The organism is Cyclonatronum proteinivorum, from assembly GCF_003353065.1.
GTDB lineage: Bacteria > Bacteroidota > Rhodothermia > Balneolales > Cyclonatronaceae > Cyclonatronum > Cyclonatronum proteinivorum.
Genome location: NZ_CP027806.1, coordinates 1,188,643 through 1,208,915 on the forward strand (window position 1 = coordinate 1,188,643; position 20,273 = coordinate 1,208,915).

The 20,273-nt window shown below is 50.7% G+C and carries 11 protein-coding genes; 8 read left to right on the forward strand and 3 right to left on the reverse strand.

Translation table 11 applies throughout. The features are described from left to right. Positions 1 to 8 precede the first annotated feature (8 nt). The 3 genes from CYPRO_RS04730 to CYPRO_RS04740 all read left to right on the forward strand — a co-directional run bounded on the left by CYPRO_RS04730 (position 9) and on the right by CYPRO_RS04740 (position 5,478). Positions 9 to 3,131, forward strand: a complete 3,123-nt coding sequence (locus CYPRO_RS04730; RefSeq protein WP_114983521.1) for a SusC/RagA family TonB-linked outer membrane protein — start codon at positions 9 to 11, stop codon at positions 3,129 to 3,131. Between the two features lie 18 nt (positions 3,132 to 3,149). Next, entirely contained in the window at positions 3,150 to 4,835 is a 1,686-nt protein-coding gene (locus CYPRO_RS04735; RefSeq protein ID WP_114983522.1) for a RagB/SusD family nutrient uptake outer membrane protein, read from the forward strand. A gap of 154 nt (positions 4,836 to 4,989) precedes the next feature. Beyond that, positions 4,990 to 5,478: a hypothetical protein gene (locus CYPRO_RS04740; protein WP_114983523.1), complete on the forward strand. Its 489-nt coding sequence runs from the start codon at positions 4,990 to 4,992 to the stop codon at positions 5,476 to 5,478. Between the two features lie 294 nt (positions 5,479 to 5,772). Here the strand turns inward: CYPRO_RS04740 and CYPRO_RS04745 are convergent, their stop codons facing one another. Beyond that, on the reverse strand, positions 5,773 to 7,560 hold the full coding sequence (locus tag CYPRO_RS04745; protein WP_124245523.1) for a hypothetical protein: 1,788 nt from the start codon (positions 7,558 to 7,560) through the stop codon (positions 5,773 to 5,775). Between the two features lie 535 nt (positions 7,561 to 8,095). Here CYPRO_RS04745 and CYPRO_RS04750 point away from each other — a divergent pair. The 3 genes from CYPRO_RS04750 (at position 8,096) to CYPRO_RS04760 (ending at position 12,086) form a co-directional block, all read left to right on the forward strand. Further along, the gene (locus CYPRO_RS04750; RefSeq protein WP_124245524.1) at positions 8,096 to 9,304 is read left to right on the forward strand and encodes a hypothetical protein; all 1,209 of its coding nucleotides are present in this window, start codon (positions 8,096 to 8,098) and stop codon (positions 9,302 to 9,304) included. 272 nt (positions 9,305 to 9,576) lie between these two features. Beyond that, positions 9,577 to 11,142 carry a BCCT family transporter gene (locus CYPRO_RS04755; protein ID WP_114985703.1) on the forward strand — a complete coding sequence of 522 codons (1,566 nt, stop codon included), beginning with the start codon at positions 9,577 to 9,579 and terminating at the stop codon, positions 11,140 to 11,142. 17 nt (positions 11,143 to 11,159) lie between these two features. Next, positions 11,160 to 12,086 (forward strand): universal stress protein, encoded by a 927-nt coding sequence (locus tag CYPRO_RS04760; RefSeq protein ID WP_114983526.1) that lies wholly within the window; start codon positions 11,160 to 11,162, stop codon positions 12,084 to 12,086. 131 nt (positions 12,087 to 12,217) lie between these two features. Here CYPRO_RS04760 and CYPRO_RS04765 read toward each other — a convergent pair whose 3' ends face one another. After that, positions 12,218 to 14,383: a GWxTD domain-containing protein gene (locus CYPRO_RS04765; protein WP_114983527.1), complete on the reverse strand. Its 2,166-nt coding sequence runs from the start codon at positions 14,381 to 14,383 to the stop codon at positions 12,218 to 12,220. 90 nt (positions 14,384 to 14,473) lie between these two features. Beyond that, positions 14,474 to 14,959, reverse strand: coding sequence for a hypothetical protein (locus tag CYPRO_RS04770; protein WP_124245525.1), 486 nt, complete (start codon positions 14,957 to 14,959; stop codon positions 14,474 to 14,476). Between the two features lie 258 nt (positions 14,960 to 15,217). On the opposite strand from CYPRO_RS04770, the gene CYPRO_RS04775 reads away from it, so the two are divergent. Together CYPRO_RS04775 and CYPRO_RS04780 are read left to right on the forward strand one after the other, a co-directional pair. Continuing rightward, complete coding sequence (locus CYPRO_RS04775; RefSeq protein WP_164682537.1) at positions 15,218 to 18,883, forward strand: FG-GAP-like repeat-containing protein; 3,666 nt, start codon at positions 15,218 to 15,220, stop codon at positions 18,881 to 18,883. Between the two features lie 228 nt (positions 18,884 to 19,111). After that, entirely contained in the window at positions 19,112 to 19,750 is a 639-nt protein-coding gene (locus CYPRO_RS04780; protein ID WP_114983530.1) for a CIA30 family protein, read from the forward strand. The last annotated feature ends 523 nt before the right edge of the window (positions 19,751 to 20,273 follow it).

A 20,273-nucleotide genomic window follows, 5' to 3' on the forward strand; every position in this document is an offset into this window, starting at 1 on the left:
TAAACACTATGACGAAAAAGTTACTACTAACGATTATGCTGCTTGCGTTTCCGCTCGCGCTGCTTGCGCAGACCGGCAGTTTATCGGGTGTTGTTACCGATTCAGATACGCGGGAAGAGTTGCCGGGTGCAACGGTATTTCTCGTAGAACTGAACCGGGGTACAGCTACAAATATTGACGGCGAGTTTTCGCTTGAGAATATCCCCGTGGGCCAATACAGTGTATTGGTTACCTTTGTGGGATACCAGCGCTTTGAGCGCCGGATTACCATCAACGCCGGTGCCAATTCTTTAGATGTGGCACTTCGTGTAGACCGGTTTGGTCTCGAAGATATCGTTGTTACCGGGGTATTAGGGGATACGGAAGCACGCCGTACGCCATTTACCGTTGGCCGCGTAAGTGCCCGTGATCTTGAAATGGTACCCGGAAGCTCTCCTGTTGCCGCCCTTCGCGGTAAAGTTGCCGGAGTAAACATTGTACAGGGTAGCGGACAGCCGGGTTCTTCCCCCTCTGTTGTGCTACGCGGTATTACCTCGATTTCTGAAAGCAATGAGCCGCTTTACATTGTGGACGGTGTAATTTTGGCAGAAAGTGCTGTGGATATCGAATCTCTTGATATTGAAAGCATCGAAGTAATTAAAGGTGCAGCGGCAGCTTCTCTTTACGGTTCGCGCGCAGCTTCCGGTGTAATCAACATTCGCACCAATCGTGGTGCCAACCTCGCTGAAGGAACTACCCGTATTGTCGTTCGCAACGAGTTTGGGGTTAGCAGTGTTGAAAATCCCATTCGTACGAATCAGTCGCATGCGTTCCAAATGAGCGGAAACGCTGAGCTGCCATGGCTTGACAGCGACGGCAACCCAACCGCTGATAAAACAGAGCGTGTACTCGTAGGGCCTACAAATACTACATTCCTCGATCAGGCTTATCCGGTTGAGACCTTCGATAACTTCGACACGTTCTTCAATCCCGGGAATTTCTACACCAACTATGTGGCTATTTCTCAGCGTGTTGGCAATGTAAACTACCTTGCTTCTTTCAACAACACACAGCAGGATGGTGTACTTGATGCCCTCGACGGATACGGTCGTCGTAACGTACGTCTGAATATTGACAGCCGTGTTAGCGATATGCTCACACTCTCTGCAAGTGGTTACTATGCAGTTTCTACCCTCGATCAGATTCAGACCGGACCCGGCAGCCCGTTTTTTGGTCTGGCTTTTTCCGCTCCTGATATTGATCTCGGTGCCACAGATCCTGTTACCGGTCGCCTGCTCATTCAGCCTAATGAAGCATCCATCGAAGAAAATCCCCTCTATGAGGCTACATACAACGACCGTACGGACAACCGTACACGTATTATGGGTAGCTTTGAAGGCCGTTTCACGCCTTTCACGAACTTTGAGCTTGCTGCGAATCTGAGCTACGACCGCTCAAACCGTGAGTTTACCCGTTTCTGGCCTACATTCTGGGAGCAGATTGATCAGAATACCTACGCTGGTGGTGGATTGCTTCGTGATGCCCGCTTTAACGAAGCGCTTAATGCGAGTGTGAATGCAACCTATACCCATGATTTCGGACGTCTCCGCACCCGTACACAGGCCCGGATGCTTATCGAAACACAGGAATTCAGCCAGTTCAGTGCTGAAGGCCGTAATTTCGGTGTAGACAGGGTTCCAACACTGGGTAACACATCTTCTGATAATCAGATTCTTGGTAGTTCTACCTCTGAAGTAAAGTCAGAAGGCTATTATTTGATTACCAACTTTGACTATGATGGTCGTTACATTTTCGATGCGCTTGTGCGTCGCGATGGTAGCTCTTTGTTCGGTCCCGATGAAAGATGGCATACTTACTACCGCCTGAGCGCGGCTTACCTCATCAATGAGGAAGACTGGTTTGATGTTAATGGCATTGACGAGCTCAAAATTAATGCATCAGTAGGAACCGCCGGTGGTCGCCCGCGTTTCAGTGCACAATATGAAACATGGAGTGTTTCAGGTGACGCTGTTATTAAAAATGTACTGGGTAACAGAACGCTCAAGCCTGAGTTCTCCCGTGAAATTGAAGCAGGTTTGGAAGTTGGTTTCCTCAACCGTTTCCTCTTTAACTTCACCTATGCTCAGACGGAAACCAAAGATCAGCTGCTGTTGCTCCCGCTGGTAAGCTACTTTGGGTTTAGCAGCCAATGGCAAAACGCAGGTACCGTTGAGTCAAACACCATTGAGATGAGCCTGAGAACCTTCGCAATTCAGCGCCGGGATATGAGCCTCTCATTCAATGTATTGTTTGACCGTTCCGTGTCTGAGATTACTGAGTTTAATCGCCCGGCACAGCTGCATGGTCCTGATGTTCAGCAGGGCGCAGCATTCTACCGTCGTGCAGGCGAGCGTGTTGGTACGTTCTACGGCATCGGCTGGGCTACCGGCGTTTCTTCGCTGCCTGACAACATGCGTCAGCATGCCGACTTCTTCCAGCGCAATGACGACGGCTACTTTGTACCCGTTGGTCAGGGTGGTTCCTGGAGAGACGCCAACTGGGGCGAAACCGTTACCCTTCCTGACGGCACCGTACTCAACTGGGGTATCCCTGTTCGTCAGGTTAATGAAGAAGGTCAGAACTTTGTGAAACTCGGCAACGCTTTGCCCGACTTCAGCATGTCGTTCAGCACCAACTTCCGCTACAAAAACTTTAGTGTTTTTGCCTTGCTTGATGCGCAAATTGGTGGCGAAATCTACAATCAGACCCGTCAGTGGGCTTATCGCGACCTGATGCACTTTGATCAGGACCAGCGGGGTAAAGCCGATGACCGTAAGAAGCCAATCGCTTACTATGAGACGCTCTACGCACAAAACCTGACAAGCGGACACTTTGTAGAAGATGGAACCTACCTGAAGCTACGCGAGCTCGCCTTGCGCTACTCTTTTGATTCTTCACAACTTCAGCCCGTTTTCGGGAACGCAGTGAACAGAATCAATATTAGCCTTATCGGGCGTAACCTGCTCACATTTACTAACTATTCTGGTTTCGATCCGGAAGTTGGTCGTGAAAGCGCTACTGTTCTGCGCTTCGACTCTTTCGATTACCCAAACTTCCGTACGATAACGGGTAGTATCGAATTCCAATTCTAAAGCAAAACAGGAAATAAAATGACAAAATCAAACTTTTTGAGCCTGCTTGTACTTGCCGGCAGTTTACTGCTGCTCACAAGCTGTCTTGATTTAGATGTCGAAAACCCCAACGCTCCTGATACCGAAAGAGCTTTGAGCTCCCCGGATGATGTTGAATCATTTGTAGGTAGTCAGTATCAGCAGTGGTGGAACGGGACACAGAAAAATTACCCTGGTATGACCCTCGCCGTTATGAGCGGACACTCAACGTCATCATGGGGTAACTTTGGAATGTTTGACCTTGGCGCGGTACCCCGTCAGGCTTTCATTAACAGTCCGGCATACAACGACCGTTTTATGTCATCTACACCTTGGTCCAACATGTACACAGCTATATCTTCTGTGCACGATGTGATCAATGCTGTGAATGATGGTCTAACCTTTGAAGGTGATACGTCTAATCGTGTTGAGAGAATGCAGGCATTTGCCAGATTTGTGGAAGGTATCTCCTATGGGGTTCTTGCCAATCATTTCGACAGAGCTTTCATTGTAGATGAGAATACTGACCTCGATGCGGTAGCTCTTGGCGAGCTCGAACTCTCGCTTTCTGATTATCAGGAAGTACTTGCATACGCAATAGCCAAGCTTGATGAAGCAATTGCTATTGCAGAAAGCTCTACCTTTACGCTTCCTTCCGGTTGGGTTCGCGGGAATGCGCTTACAAGTGATGAACTTGCTAATCTTGCACGTGCGTACAAAGTTCGTTACATCGTGAGCAATGCCCGTACCCCAGCTGAAAGAGATGCCATAGATTGGGCGGAAATCGCAAGCCTTACCGAGCAGGTACTGAACGGTCCTGATCTCTTCGGCAATAGCGATAACGCGTTCATAGTTGAGGCAGATGGAGATTTCTGGTGGTCACGTCCGCATTCACTCATGCAAGATGCAACATGGCATCGGGCATTCTATCCGCTGATTGGCCTCTATGATACAAGCGGTCAGTTTGAGAATTGGATAAGTCTTCCCCTTGAGGATATCAATTCGCCACGCCGTGAGTTTATTCTTGCATCAGCCGACGCCCGTGTAAACGGTGTAAACGAAGATGGTGCCTTTGATGGCACCGTAGCAGGATCAGACTTCCGTCTTGGTGCTGCCAATAACTTCCCTGAAGCCCGTGGTTTGTGGAGACGCTCCCGTCACCATCACTTCCGCAACCGGGAAATGTATGACAATGGCTTTGTAGGTCCGATGCAGCACATGCGCCGTACTGAGATGACCATGAATCATGCCGAAGCCCAGCTTCGTCTCAATCCCGGAACGGTACTACAAATCGTTATCGACCTGGTAAACGAGACCCGTGTAGAGCGCGGTAACCTTCCTGCACTCACAGCTGCTGACGGCTGGGATTATGCATTCAATGCTATGCGCTACGAGTGGGGTATTGAAACCTATGCTACCCATGCAGGGCTGGAATACTATAATGTGCGCAGTTGGGGTAACTACAAAGGTAAAGACTTTGGCGCGCTGCTTTCCGGTACGCCAACCATGTTCCCCATCCCTGCGGCTGAACTCGAAATCCTTGAAATGGAATTCTATACGTTTGGCGGCGGTGGTGAAGGTAGTGCAGCACGCGGAACCATTGACGAAAATGGCTTGCGTGTGATGTCAGCTGCCATTCAGCGTTCCAATGAGCGTGCAAACGTACGCAACGTAACCAAAGAGTAAAATCGCCTCAGAACTGAATGTGAAGCATTAAATCATTCAGTAGTGAGAGATACTAATAAAGGCTGCCGGCACTTAGCCGGCAGCCTTTATTATTTTAGCGCCTGTCGTGAACGGCGTCAACTCAAGTTTTTTACCCGTTAAGCCCAAAGCAATAATGCGTAATTTATTTTCAGTAATCGTTCTAATCCTGTTAACGGTACCTGCCCTGATCAGCTGCGCCGGCTCCGGTCAGTCGGGAGAGCGGGAATATGTGTTCCGCTCAAATATCGGTAATGCAACCGAAATAGATATGCAACGCCTGATACCCCGCTATATATCACGAATAAACTTCGTTTTATACCGCGATAATGTGACCCTGGAGGGTACCTATTTCGAGACAGAATGGCGTGAACGTGCTTTGTTCGATGATGAAATTGAGCTGGGCGCAACGCAGGCTAGAAACATGATCATCATTTCAAGCAGATCGCCTACCGGTCAGGTTAGCCTCGCGCATAGGGCACAAATCGAAATTTATAATCAGGTCTACATACCTGATGAGGGGGGATGGGTTCGTTATGTGAGTACCCCTCAGGCAGAAGAATACTTCCGTGATATAAGCCGTCGCCTTGCTCAGGAACTCGAATCCGGGGTCCGGAATTTTTGACGAACAGACAGAGCGCTTTATGCAGCCTTAATAAATATGCGTTAGCTGAATCCTTGTATGTGTTCCATTTAAGCGCTGCATAAGGCACTCAGCACCCCGCGTAAGCCTAAACAAATTTCACGGTTCCTTGCTACACCCGTCTTTGGCAACGCTTTCTATTCCATCAGCAAATATAAATCACCGCCTTCACCGCCTTTCCCGTTTCGTTGCGAACATCGCAGCTTAATGGTACCCTTGCAAGCGTAAACCGGTAAAATCAAACGACGGTGCTGGCGGCATAACAGGCCCATGTAATTATCGCAGAACCTTCCGCCAGCTGCCGGGTACAGGCTTTAGGTTAACGCTTTGGAGGTTTGCTGCAGACTGATCATACTGAAAAAGGCCGGTACTGCCGCCGGTTTCTTCGGCTTTTTCAGCCATGATTTTGAGATTTTCAACAGAAGCGCCATAGTTGAGGTGTAAAAACTGAATGGCCTCATCGTCCAGCGGGATCTGATACACATTAAGCATGGTATGTGCCATCCGCTCTGCAGCTAAACCGGTATTGTTATCCGTATCTGTTACAAGCTGTTCGAACAGCTGCTGCTTTTGATATGCCGTCTGATCCGGACTTAGCTCTCCCAGGTAAATGGCCTTGGTCGAATTCAGGTTACGTTGTACCTCAGGCTTGGAAAGGCCAATCATTGGGGAGAGAACAAGTGCGGTTTCAATAACAAGCCTTCGCACGGTTTCGCAGCGCTCGTAGTAATCCGATTCATTTTTATCATCGTCTGCTGTTTGCGCTTTGGTGGTTTTCAAAAGTGCTGCAATACCATCATGACGGAAGTACCAGTTGAGATGACGGATAAGTTCATCTTTGTGTTCATCGCTCAGGCTGAGGGTTCGCTCCCTTACATCAATACCTTTTCTCATCCATCTGCTGCCGATAAAGCGATACACGACCGGATTTTTCCTGCTTTCTTTATCCCATCTCTGGATGGCAGCCGCATATTGTTCCTGTGCTTTTTTTACCTGAGCATATCCCTGCTGTGCGAGTTCATACAGCTTGAGCCCGTTTTTTAATACCAGCTTTTTTTCTTTCAGTTCGCCAGTGCTTTTACGGGCAGCTACATCCTGCCTTACAGACTGAGCAAGCTGATCTAATTCGTCAAACAAGTGCTCAGCAAGTGCTTCCGGTTTCAGTCCTTTGGGTATTCGGGTCTCATCGCAAACACCTGATTCACGCAGGTACGCAGCAAGCGCGAACAGCCTGTTCGACCCCTTTGCTCGTGCCATGTTCAGCGCGAGACGTTTTCTTTCCAGGCTGTCAAATGCTTCGGCAACAGACCAGTTGCCGCGGTATGAAAAATACAGAATCGGAAATTCTCTATCGCTGATGAGTTCAATACAGAGAATGATAAATTCCTCTGCATCCTTTAATGTAATCAGCCAGGGATCTTCTTTCTCTACCGCTGCAAAAATACGCTGAATAAAATACGGCTCACGAACTACCCCCTGACGCAGACTCTGACGTTTGACTTCACCAAAATGCTGGTTCAGAAGTAGGGCAGCGTCAGGTGAGGAAGCCTTAAGCTGTTCATATTGCCCCGAAATATAGGGTGAAAACCGGTTTTGCATATTATTTACATACGAAAAAAGGCCGGCTTTTCTGTAGGTATGTATTCGGCCTAAAATCAGACCCGTTTTGCGGTCTTTTGTGAGATCTGTGAAAGCTAAATAAACACCATAAGAGGAAAGCTCTACCCTCCGGATAAGCTGCAAAGCGGCTTCTCTTTTGGATTCAGAGCCTTCATACGCTTCAACCTGAAGGTTGCGGATGTCTAAGACGAGGCTTCCAAGCTCACCACAAACAAACTTCATATCAAGCTCCCGGGTCTTGCTTAAGTGCCCTCTCGTGGTGTCATACACTAATTTGGCAATCAAACCGGTCAGCCCCGAAAAAACCGTGAAGCTGATAAAATAAATCATGAGCTCTGTGGGAGGCATTTTTCCATAGCCGATATAATAGCCAAGCGTGAGTCCGATAGCTGTTACCGGACCTGCCGTCCAGAAGAGTTGCATGAGCGCTTTTGATAGGCGCATTTTGCGTAAGGTCCCGAATACCCGGCTGTTTTGAAAGGCTCCGGACTTATTCAGCTTAATAGTATTCAACAGGTTCTAAGTAATGTAAATTTAAAAGGAATGTTGCAGTGGGCAAATCAGAGTCAGGCAGTAAACCTTAAAATAAGATAAACCCAAACAAAAATAGCTATTATGTGCTGTAGAGCTGATTTATGCTGTAGACATCATGGCTTTTGGTCTTTAATAGCTATCTCATGGAAAATATTTATTTAATGCAAAAAAGTATACAATAATTAATAACTGTAAATAACTCGATAGTGTTGTCTCTCTGTCTTTTTTGATTTTAAAGATGATATACCTATTTTTAGGAGCTTTTGTTAGAATAATGATTAATAAATTGTTAACTCAAAAGTTGCGTGTACCTATGCAGAAATGGTATGCTAAATGCACATATTATAAAGACTGAAATAGTAGCAAATAAGTTGTCTACTAATAATAATGAGATCTATGCAGATATGTTATGAAATCTGTATAAAACAAAATCAAAGGAGTTCGCATGATTAAAAAAATACTAAGTTACACTTTATTATTGGCGTTATTGGTGCCATTTAAATTCAGTTCAGCAACCGTTAGCCCTGTACTTGGGGCATCACTAAGCAGTGATTCAGACGAGCCGTCTTTGCATGTAGGCGGAGCACTTCGTTTCAACTTATTGCTTCAAAACTACGAAAGTGATATTACGCCTAACAGCGGTACGTTTACGCTGGACACCTGGCGCTTAAATGCTGTCTACAATAACCCTGGTGGTATTGGAATGAATTTCGAATACCGCTTTTATCCCACATTTAACACACACTTTATAAAGCAGGCCTGGCTGCAATACGATTTCAGTCCGCAAACGCAGGCGCAGCTTGGGGTTACACAGGTTCCGTTTGGTAATCTGCAGTATAACTCCAACAACTGGTGGTTTAGCCTGAACTATTATGTAGGGCTCGAAGATGATCACGATATGGGGATTAAGTTTACCCATCGCACGGACAGCTGGCAGTGGGATTTTGCCTATTTCTTCCAGCCGGAACCTGCCGGACCTGCAAATGGTGAAGCTGCCTTTAATTTTGGCGGATCAGGCCGGTATTCCTATGATGTCATCCCCGATGGAGACCTGAGTCTGCAGGAGCGCAATCAGTTTAACGTGCGTGGTGCCTATCAGCTCCCCAATGGCGAAGTAGGTGCTTCCGTACAGTTTGGACAACTTTACAATGAAGTGCTGGATGAGTTTGATACCCGCTATGCACTGGCAGCGCATGCCAATCTCAACTACGGCAATTTCAACGTGAAGCCGCAGCTGACCTACTACAACATGAATGCCACAGACGACTTTGGGAATACCTCACCTGTGGTTAGAATGGGTGCGTACGGCTCACCCTATGATGTCGCAACAGACGCCCTTATTGCTACACTCGGCCTTGCGTATTCATACGATGTAGACTGGGGACCAGTCACCAATCTGCTTTTTTATAACGATTTTAGCTACATGGAGAAATATTTGGATGAGGACTTCGACGCCGAACACGTCATCCAGAATATTACAGGTGTATTGCTAAGTGCAGGCCCTGTATTCACCTATTTCGACATTGCACAGGGCTACAATCACCCTTGGCTAACCGATGATTTTGGTGTAGGCCTCGGCCCTGGTCATGGCGATTTAGGAGGTGAAGCGGAATACAATATCCGGTTTAACATCAATATTGGGTTTTACTTCTAAGTCATTTAGAAACAATAATGCAGGCACGGTGCTCATACGTTGTGCCGTGCCTGTTTACTGTACTGTAGCGGAACATGGCTCATGAAGCTATCCGGTAAAACCTAAACGGGGCTAAGTTTCAAGGCTTTTGCCTCTCTAAATCCTGATAAGCCCTTTACAGAAGGCACAGGTTCAAGCATTTCACAACAAAACTTAAAAAAATGAGCGAAAGTAATACGCCCAAACCAAAACCGAAAACGCCGCTGAAGAAAAGAGATACTTTCTTCACAGCCATGCACAAGCCGGTCTTTTGGCCGTCAATGATCTTAATTATGATACTCATCATTGGGACCATCGCCCTCGGCGATACCGCTGAAGGCTGGTTCAATGCTGCGCGGGTGAGTGTTACCGACTGGGGAAGCTGGCTGTTCGTGATCAGCGTGAACGCCTTTATTGTAATGAGTTTGTACTTTGCCTTTTCCAAATTCGGGAAAATTCGTCTTGGCGGGGACAAAGCAAAACCTGACTTCAGCACATCTGCCTGGTTTGCCATGCTCTTCAGCGCAGGTATGGGAATCGGCCTGATGTTTTTTGCAGTAGCTGAGCCGATGTGGCACCTTCTGTATCCGCCACATGCTGAAGTTGGTACGATAGAATCTGTGCGGGACTCCATGGGAGTTACCTTTTTGCACTGGGGACTTCACGCCTGGGCCATCTATGCCGTAGTAGGTCTCTCACTGGCATTTTTTGCCTTTAACCGCAAGCTGCCGCTTTCTTTCCGTTCGGTTTTTTACCCCCTGCTGGGTGACCGAATCAACGGCTGGATTGGCGATGTGATTGATATTCTTGCCGTTCTCGCTACCCTTTTCGGCCTCGCGACCTCCCTTGGTTTGGGTGCGGCACAGGCTGGTGCCGGTATGGAGTATGTATTTGGATTTGAAAACACAACTACCCTGCAAGTTATCATTATCGTTGTGGTAACTTTGGTGGCCATTGGCTCCGTAATTCTGGGTGTACAGAAAGGGGTTAAAGTGCTCAGTGAATTCAATATTCGCCTTGCGGGTCTGTTTCTGCTTGCCATTCTGGTTTTTGGCCCGACCTTATTCATTCTCGGCACATTTGTTCAAAGCACGGGGTATTATCTCCAAAATTTCTTTGAGTATGCAACCTGGGTTGAGGCTTTTGACGAAGACGGCAGCTTCATGCCAACCTGGACAGTCTTTTACTGGGCCTGGTGGATTTCATGGTCGCCTTATGTCGGAATGTTTATCGCGCGTATTTCAAGAGGCCGCACCGTTAGAGAATTTGTGATGGGTGTACTGATTGTACCTACTTCCGTTACTTTTCTCTGGATGAGTGGTTTCGGTGGTACGGCAATCTTCCTCGAAACAACCGGAATAGCTGAAATTGCTGCAGCTGTAGAGGCGGATCAGACTACATCTCTGTTTATCTTGCTTGATCAGTTCCCGCTTGCAATGATTACATCCTTCCTGGCCATTGTGCTGGTACTCAGCTTCTTTGTTACGTCCTCTGACTCCGGCTCTCTCGTAATTGACGGTCTTACTACCGGTGGTAAAATTGAGTCTCCTGTTTCCATGCGTACGTTCTGGGCATCTGCAGAAGGTGCTGTTGCTGCCGTACTTCTGATCGGAGGCGGGCTTGGAGCGCTTCAGGCGGCTTCAATCACTACAGGCTTGCCATTTGCTGTGTTGTTGATGATTATGTGTTACAGCCTTAACAAGGGGCTCTCACGCGAGTACGGCGAAATGACCGCCCGCGACCGTGATAAAGAGCGTGATGATTACCGCAGCCTCATTGGAAAGCTGGTAAAAGAACAGCGCGAAAAGAAATCCTCATAAATTAAATACCCTGAATTATGGAATTCAAACCCTTAAAGAAATGGGTAGCCTGTATTGATCTGACTACGATGGATCAGGCGCTCATTGGCTACATCGATTTTCTGGCTAAAATAATGAAGCCGGATTCGGTAAAGCTGCTGCACATCATCGAATCTTATGACGTTTTTCAGGACCTCATCGAGGAATTTCCTGAGCTTGAAACCGAAGAAGATCTCAATGAGCTGCTAAGCAATCAAATTACAGAAGAGGCGACCAAAGGTTTTACCGGTACGGACATCAACTTCGAAGTCGTCATTCAAAAAGGAAGCCCAACCGGTGAAATTATCCGGTATATTGAAAATCAACAGCCCGACCTGCTTATTCTGGGTAAAAAAGCCGGATACAAAGGGGAAGGCATCCTCGCTCAGCGTATTGTGAAGTACGTACCCTGTTCCGTTCTGTTCGTGCCAGAGACCTCCCGCTACACGCTCGAAAACATCACCGTACCGGTCGATTTTTCCGAGCAATCAGAGTTTGCTGCCCGTGCAGCGCTCAGTCTTGTGAAGCACAGCGGAGGGCGGGTAACGGCACAGCATTTGTACGACTACCCAAAGCAATTCTTCCCCTACATGCCTGATAAAAAAACCATGCGGAAGATGGATGAAGACCTTGCTGCGCAGCGGGAAGCCTTTCTGAATAAAATCAAAACGCCGGGCGAGACCGATCTTGATTTCAAACTCACCCTGCACAAAGATGGAAAAATGTCGGACAGCATTTACGAAATGTGTGTATCTACAAAATCAGATATGATTGTCGTTTTTGCTAAAGCCCGCAAAAACCTTCTTTCCATTATGAACGACAAGCTCCCTGAACGCATGGCACAGTATCCGTTTGGTATTCCGCTGCTCATCCTCAAAAACAAGGAAAGAAATCAGAAGCTTTTCAAAACCTTTTTGAAAGCTTAGCATGCTCAGTACGTAGTGCCACCGGCACAAAACGATAAAACAAGGCCACGGTTGTTTAATGACAGCCGTGGCCTTTTTTACATTTTGCCCTGCCACCCGATAATTTCTAAATCCGGAATCCGGAATCCGGGTTAATTTTCAAAGACCTCAAACGGAAGGGTGCGGCTTACCATCACTTCATCATTCTCATTCAGAAGACTGATTGTGAGCTCATAAGAACCGGACACGTAATCGCTTGTATCGATACTGATGAGATGATTGCCGCTGTTTTCGCGTGTCTCGAGTTCGAGAACCGTTGCCTGTGTTCGGCTTTGTCCGCGACTGAACAGGCGCTGCAGGGCGTTCCGCTGCTCTTTTGCGTCAACCTGATATTGCAGGCGGTAAATTATAGTGTCGTTTGGATTTTCTGAGTGCTCTGCGAGATAATGCAGCCCGTAAACATCAAAAAACAATTCAACCAGCGCACCCTGTGGAACCGCACGCCGTGAAGGCACAAAGAACGGGATCACATCGTCGCGGAAAGGGGTGAGCTGTTCATCATCGCTGAGCTCATCATGCACATAGCCCAGTACAATATCGCTAAACGCAGGCTGATTGACGGGCAGCGGATTGTCAAGTGATTCGAGTTTCAGGTCGATGTTTGTCTCTGCGAGCAAACTTCGCGGTACAGCCGGTGCAAGGGCATCTGTTCCCGCAATAAACTGCTGACCGCTGTAGGCTTCATTAAACAAAGTTGCGCTGATCCTGAATCCGTTGTCTTCCGCCCCTGCCTCCTCGTTCGCACGGATGAGAAAAGCCGATGAACCGGGGAGCATACGCCCGTCGGGGCCGAAACGATCAAAAAATACGGGCGGAAAATCGTGTGTGCGGTCCAAAAGCTGCCAGGAACCGGTGTAGGTGCTCACGCTGTGTCGCAGGTGATATTCCGGCTGTGCACCTGCTTCCTCGGTCTGCTGAAACCGGTTATAATCCTGCACGATACGGGTGTGAGGCATGGAGTACAAATAAACGAGCTCGATGGGAGCGCCTACTTCATCCAAAAAACGATACTGCCGGATTTCGAGCGGAATGTCTGAAAGCTCATCATACACGGAACTTATCTGAGGGGCAAGATTTCTGATGGCTTCGAGCTCATCCGCGTAACGGTATAAGAGGTAAGAATAGCCCGACTCCTGAATGATGGACTCATCACTCAGGAGGCGGTCGAAATAATCATAATAAATGTCCATGTAGGTGTCATCCACGAATCGCAGATCTTTGTACATGGAAAGCTGAATCAGGGGGCCGGCATTGAAGTTGAAATCTCCCATCCGCATCCGGCGCTCCCTGAATGCACTTTGCGGTATAAAGGATTCCGGTGAGGTTTGGAGGCCGTAGGTGCCGGTCTGTGCGTTTACCCCAAACATAAAGGTGACGTTTCTGCGTCCTGGCCATGCGCGGTTTTCATAAATCCAGATCTCATAGCGGTCTGAGATACGGGTAGTCAGCACATTGTCTGCGATCAGCTTCGCAAGATTATCCTTGAACATCTCATCTAAAATAAAGCCCATGAGTCCGCCCGGTTCATTGTCAAACCCACGGGACGGATTCTGCGCCTGCTCGCGCTCCTGCTGATTGATGATTTCTCCGGCAAAACCAAGAATATCGTTCACATTCATGGTGAAACTTCCTGTCTCAATGCGGTCAGCCGGCCCGTAACGCACGTATATCAGGCCACGGTCGTCTGTTCCGTACACGCTTGAACGGCTTCGGGTGAAGTGCTTCCGCGCGTAAGCAATGCGCTCCCAGTGCTCAATCAGTCGCTCGTTGAGGTTACTCGTGAGTACGGGATTGAGCTGCACAAAAAAACCGCGAATGCCGGCAAGTACATCGGGCGATCCTTCCTTAAGCCGGTTCACAAGCTCAGCATGAAGCGACTCAGGCATAAGGGGCGAAAGCCGGTCCAGCTCTTCAGCTATGTAGGGTTTGAAACGCTGAATGTCGCGGCTTTCCAATCCCCAAAAATAAAAATTGCTTGCCAGCGGATACAGACGCGAAAGCTGATGTTCGGTGATGGCTTCTATGGCCGCTATCCCGATCCGGAAATCAGCTTCTCCAAGCTGTTGCAGTCTTGCTTTTTCTTCAATCCACAGGTTAATCGCGTCATTAACGTTGCCTTCGGCTATCAGGGCGCGCCCCGCCTCGTACGCGTCCGCTTCGCTGTGCGGGATGGATGTGGCAGCATTGACGAATCCCGCGATTGACAAAAAAAGCGGGATGAATACCAGTATGCTGATCCGGAAAAAATATCTGTACATAAAACGGCGGGGTTGAAAGGCGGTAAAATCTTGTTTTTAGTAAATCAAAGCCGGGCTGAAATAGTTCATACACCTGCCGAACCAAGCTGCTTATTCCAGTACGGTTACCGTTATGGGATATCCGTCAGAAAGGCGAACAGTGATCGGCTGTTCATCTGAGCGGCGAATGCGTAGCCTGCCTTGCAGCATGGTCATGGTAGGGCTTGGGTTGATATACTGAAAGTCGTCCCCGGACTGCCGACGCAGGAAATTACCCAGCTGAATCGCAATATCAAGACGCGTGAAAGACTCGGGAAGCCCCCTTTCTGCTGGACCGTTTTCACCGCCCGAGCCTACATTCTGATAAACGATGGTTGCCGGCAGGGCGTCAGGGGTGTTCAGCAACGCTTCATGCTGATCGATGTGTTCGAAGCGGATTCCGTCAATTTCAATCCAGCTGCCTCCGGAGATATCGCCGGGACCAGAATAATCCAGCTGAAGTAGCGTGCCGGTGTAAGTTCTGCTGCTGTCTGATTCGCAGCCCGTCCATATTAAAGAAATGGAAATTCCCAAAACCAGCCATGTAAGACGTTTCATGTAAGGTGTCAAATCGTGAAGGTTACCGCCAAGCGCGTTTTTTAAAATAGAAAATACGCGCTGAGAATGCAGGCGCAAAAAAATACAGAAAGTATGTTTTTCTCCTTCAAGCTACCGATATTAACAAAAAAACTGTACCAGCATAAATCTTACACTTTCTGTAAACTTAAATAAGGGAAGACCTCCGGGTTAAGAGATTGACGAATGTATAAATCCTGTTCAAGCCTGATTTTTATTTTGTGTGGACTGTTGGTAACCATGAGCTGTACTTCAGGGGAAAACCATGTTTACTATAGCTTTGAATGGCAGGATGAACAGGAATATCGCTGGGCAGCGCTTCCTGTTATGGACGGAGAAGCCACAGGCTTTCATAAAGTTACGCCCGTTTGGAGTGGCATTGATTTTGTAAACGGACTCACCGCTGATCAGATCGCGGATAACCGGAACTTGTTAAATGGTTCCGGTGTAGCTGCCGGCGACCTCACCGGTAACGGTTTTCCTGACCTGCTTTTTTTACGTTTGAATGGCCCGAACGTGCTGTATGAAAATAAAGGCGGGTTTAGGTTTCAGAATGTAACTGAAGGCTCCGGACTTGCCCTGCACGATCAATTCTCGACCGGGGCTCTGCTTGCTGACTTTAACGGAAACGGGCTTCTGGATGTCGTCATCACGGCCATCGGGAGTCCGAACCGGCTGTTCTTTAATCAGGGGGGAGGCGTGTTTGATGAAGTGCCCGGTGGCCTACCGGCTGACCGGACCTACGGCAGCATGACTGCGGCAGCGGGTGACCTCACCGGAAACGGTGCCCTTGATGTGTACATCACCAACTTCAAAGAGCGCTCTGTCCGTGATTCGCACTGGGACCGCAACACCATGCGCCACATCGTTGAAACGCTGGATGACGGCAGTTTTCGGGTTCGGGAAGAATTTGAAGGTCATTACGAACTCAGCCTCCGCGACAATACGCTGGTGTGGTTCGAACAGGGCGAACCGGATCTCCTCTACCTCAATGATGGCGCCGGAAACTTCACCAAAGTCCCGCTCACTTCCGGCATGTTCCTCGATGAAGACGGCAATCCAGTCACCGAGATCATGCCCGACTGGGGCCTTGATGTCGGCATTCAGGACCTCACGGGAAACGGCTTACCCGATATCTTCGTGGCCAACGATTTCGAGTCGCCCGACCGTATCTGGATCAATCAGGGCGACGGCACCTTCCGTGCGCTGCCCGCGCTCGCCATTCGGAAAAGCAGCCTCTCGGCTATGGCAGTGGGATTCTCGGATTTGCAGCGAAACGGCCTCACCGATATGTTCGTGGTGGAAATGCTCAGCCGTTTCCATGAAGAGCGTCAGCGGCAGATGAGCACGCTCGCGCCCTCGCAGCAGCAGCCCGGCCTCTACGACGACCGCCCGCAGTTTCTGGGCAACACCCTCTACCTGAACCGCGGTGACAACACCTGGGCCGAGATCGCCGAGTATGCGGGCGTCCGCCGCTCCGAGTGGTCGTGGGGTACGGTCTTTTTGGATGTAACCCTCGACGGCTACGAAGACATCCTCATCACCAACGGACATTACTTTGACGTGCAGGATACCGACGCCAATACCGCCATTGGCGCCATGCTGCAGCGTCGTATGATCAGCGGCGAGCGCTATATGCTCGAGTACCCGCGCCTGCCCAACCACAACGCCGCTTTCCGCAACAACGGCGACCTTACCTTTACGGATGTCGGTGAAGACTGGGGCTTTGCCAGCCTCGACATTTCACACGGGATGGCGCTGGCCGACCTCAATCAGGATGGCTACACCGATGTCATCATCAACCGCGTGGACGAACCCGCGCTCATCCTCAAAAACCGCGCGACACAGCCCCGGATTGCGGTCAGGCTCAGGGGCACATCCCCCAACACCACCGCCATCGGCGCGCTGATCGAAGTGGAAGGCGGTCCCGTGCCGCAGTCCAAATACGTGCGCAGCGGCGGCACCTATCTTTCCAACAGCGAGTACAGCTACACCTTCGCCGCGGGGAATGCCGAAACCCTTCGCATCCGCGTGCGCTGGCCCGACGGTACCGAATCCGTGCTCGATGACGCCCGCCCCAACCGCATTTACGAAATCGACCAAAGCCGCGTGCAACCCGCCGCAGTAGCGGTTTCGGCCGCACCCGAAGATCCCGCGCCGCTCTTCCGTGACGTCACCGCTGCACTTGGTCACCGGCACCTGCAGCAGCGCTACGACGACTTCGGGCGTCAGCCGCTCCTGCCGTATCACCTGAGTCAGCACGGACCACTCACCGCCCTGATCGAAAACCCCGCTTCGGATCAGCCTACGCAACTCTTCATCACCGCTGCGCCAGGCGAACCGCTCAGCCATTATGCGCAAACCCGCGACGGACAGTGGCGTCAGACAAGCTTCACCCCCGATGTTCAGTTCGATGCCTTCGAAAAGTCGGCGGTTACCGGTTGGTATGATACCGACGGGCGGCTGCATCTTTTGGTCGGCTATTCAAACTACCATAGCGGCGCCGAAAGCGCCCCGGCAGCGGTCTACTACCTTTCTGATCAAAGTGGTACGCGGGTGCAGCAGGTCATCGAAGGTTTTGGCGCAACGGTAGGCGGACTGTATCTCGCCGACTACAGCGGCAACGGCTACCCCGATCTTCTTCTCACCGGACGCGTATTGCCGGGCCGCTATCCGGAAGCCGCTACTTCCCGCCTCTACCGCAATGAAGGCGGACGCTTCGTGCCGGATGACGCCAACAACGCCATCCTCCAAAACATCGGTCTCGTGCAGGGCGCGGTTTTCAGCGACCTCACCGGGGATGGAAAACCGGAGTTACTTCTCGCCCTTCGATGGGGTTCACTCCGCGTGCTGGGCTTCGACGCCGACCGCCGCTTCACCGACATCACCGCCTCGCTCGGCATTGAGTCCGGCAACGGCTGGTGGAACGGTATCACGACCGGCGACCTCACCGGCAACGGGCGCATGGACATCGTGGCAACCAACTGGGGTCTGAACCACCTCTACGCCTCCGCAACCGGCGGCGAAGCCTTCATTTTCTATGAAGATTTTTCCGGCATGGGCACGAACACGGTTATCGAAAGTTATCGGGATGAAGCGGGCCGTTTCCTGCCGCGCCGCAACTTTGAAATGCTTTCCCGAAACCCGCCCTTCATCCGGAATACCGCGCGCACCTTTACCAATTATGCGCAAATGGGCCTGCCGGAAATTCTGGGCCGTCCCCTCGAAACATTTGACAGGGCAGAAGCCACGCAGTTTGCCCACATACTTTTTTTACAGGATGAGGCGGGTCGTTTCCATCCTCAGGCCCTGCCACAGGAGGCGCAGTTCGCCCCGGCTTTCGAGCCCATCATCGCCGACTTCACCGGCGATGGCAATGAAGATGTCTTCCTGAGCCAGAACTTTTTTGCCTACATCCCCGAAACCCCGCGCAGCGACGCAGGCCGCGGTCTCCTCCTGCACGGTGACGGGAGCGGAAACCTGATTCCGGTGCCGGGGCAGGTGTCCGGCATTCTCGTGCACGGCGAACAGCGCGGGGCCTCAGCAGCCGACCTCACCGGCGATGGTCGTTTCGACCTGGTAGTGACCCAAAATGGTGCCGCAACCCGCGTACTGCACAACCAAGGCGCCAACCCGGGCCTCCGCGTCAGGCTCACCGGCCCTGAGACCAACCCCGTAGCTATTGGCACCCGCCTGCGCCTTCGGTATGATGATGACAGCTTCGGACCCGTCCGCGAGCTCCGCGCAACCGGCGGCTTCGGCTCCCAGCATGGCTACGTGCAGATCCTCGGCCTCCGCCCCGACCGACAACCCGCCGCTCTGCACCTCACCTGGCCCGACCAAACCCAAACCGAAATCCCCATCGAACCCGGACAGCGAGAAATCCAAATCCGTCACACCCCGTAAGGGCGACCCTTGTGGTCGCCCCGCGGAGTCCCGCACTACCCCGGCATCCAGGATCGCGCACCCTCGTGCTCGCCCCACGCAGTCCCATACCACCCACCCCACGGTCGTCCCGTCCCGAACCCATATCCACGTGTAGCGCCCCACTTGTAACCCTCCGCTGAACGCTTTCAAAGGGCATCCTGGTTTGATCACGAAGCACATCCTCATGAATTCTATGCCGCAAAACCCATGGCCGCTTTCATTCTTCCATTTCTGACGCTTCTCTTGTTACTTACGTTTGATATCAACTTCAACCAAATCAGCAATCCCGTGAGCTTTTACAGCACCGATGACCCTTCTCCCGAAAAATCAGACACATTAAACACAGAAGAAACCGTGCTGATCCGCTTTGGTCACGACGCGCCACAGTTCTGGCAGGTCGTAAATGACGGGGTGATGGGCGGCATCTCCCAAAGCCGGATTCGTCCGCTCGAAGCCGGTCATGCCGTATTCGAAGGTGTGGTATCGCTTGAGAACAACGGCGGCTTCGCTTCCATCCGGACAAGGGCATCGCAGCCGGTCGATCTTTCCGAATTCGACGGCCTTTCGATCAAAGCAAAGGGTGACAACAAAGTCTACTGCCTGCGCATCAAAACCGTGGAAAACGGACGCGTTACTTCTTATGCCTGGGAAGCCCGCTTCACGGCAGGTTCAGAATGGGAAACGCATCAGCTCTCCTTCGCCGATTTCCGTCCCGTATTTCGCGGACGCAACCTCCGGGACGTTCCGCCGCTCAATACCGCTGCCATTTTCGAAATCGGCCTCATGATCCGCGACGCACAGCAAGGCCCCTTCGCCCTCGAAGTAATGACGCTGGGGGTGCATTAAAAGACCCGCGCTAATAGCGCGCGAATTTAATGGCTCGGGCGTCTTGGGCGCGGATGATGTCATTTTGGAACAGGCAGGATTTCAGAAACGGCAATTGAAAATTCGGGTCGTGTCCCCCGCATGGTAGATACGCAATGCATTGCGTCTCTACGCCGGGGTTTTTGCATGTTTGTTACGGGCTGTACGCCGGGCCCGGCGGGCGCGCCTTCGGCGCTCGCGGGGGAGATGGGGTGGGGCGTGATGCGATTTCTATGAAGAATACACCGCTACGCGGCTGGACGCTGGTATTGGCATCGGGGCGTGTTGAAATCCGGATACCATGCATATAATCTTGTTTATCCTGTAAATCCTAAAAATCCTGTTCAAAAAATGGGCTGGTCGGGATTCGGCAATTGAAAATTCGGGTCGTGTCCCCGCATGGTAGAGACGCAATGCATTGCGTCTCTACGCTGGTGCTGTTGCGGGTTTGTTACGGGCTGTACGCCGGGCCCGGCGGGCGCGCCTTCGGCGCTTGCGGGGGAGA

Bases quoted from the DNA above. Each gene is read 5' to 3' on its own strand.
- CYPRO_RS04780 (WP_114983530.1), top strand. From the start codon at position 19,112: ATGGCCGCTTTCATTCTTCCATTTCTGACGCTTCTCTTGTTACTTACG.
- CYPRO_RS04760 (WP_114983526.1), top strand. From the start codon at position 11,160: ATGGAATTCAAACCCTTAAAGAAATGGGTAGCCTGTATTGATCTGACT.
- CYPRO_RS04770 (WP_124245525.1), bottom strand. From the start codon at position 14,959: ATGAAACGTCTTACATGGCTGGTTTTGGGAATTTCCATTTCTTTAATA.
- CYPRO_RS04740 (WP_114983523.1), top strand. From the start codon at position 4,990: ATGCGTAATTTATTTTCAGTAATCGTTCTAATCCTGTTAACGGTACCT.
- CYPRO_RS04765 (WP_114983527.1), bottom strand. From the start codon at position 14,383: ATGTACAGATATTTTTTCCGGATCAGCATACTGGTATTCATCCCGCTT.
- CYPRO_RS04745 (WP_124245523.1), bottom strand. From the start codon at position 7,560: ATGCGCCTATCAAAAGCGCTCATGCAACTCTTCTGGACGGCAGGTCCG.
- CYPRO_RS04735 (WP_114983522.1), top strand. From the start codon at position 3,150: ATGACAAAATCAAACTTTTTGAGCCTGCTTGTACTTGCCGGCAGTTTA.
- CYPRO_RS04775 (WP_164682537.1), top strand. From the start codon at position 15,218: ATGAGCTGTACTTCAGGGGAAAACCATGTTTACTATAGCTTTGAATGG.
- CYPRO_RS04755 (WP_114985703.1), top strand. From the start codon at position 9,577: ATGCACAAGCCGGTCTTTTGGCCGTCAATGATCTTAATTATGATACTC.
- CYPRO_RS04750 (WP_124245524.1), top strand. From the start codon at position 8,096: ATGATTAAAAAAATACTAAGTTACACTTTATTATTGGCGTTATTGGTG.
- CYPRO_RS04730 (WP_114983521.1), top strand. From the start codon at position 9: ATGACGAAAAAGTTACTACTAACGATTATGCTGCTTGCGTTTCCGCTC.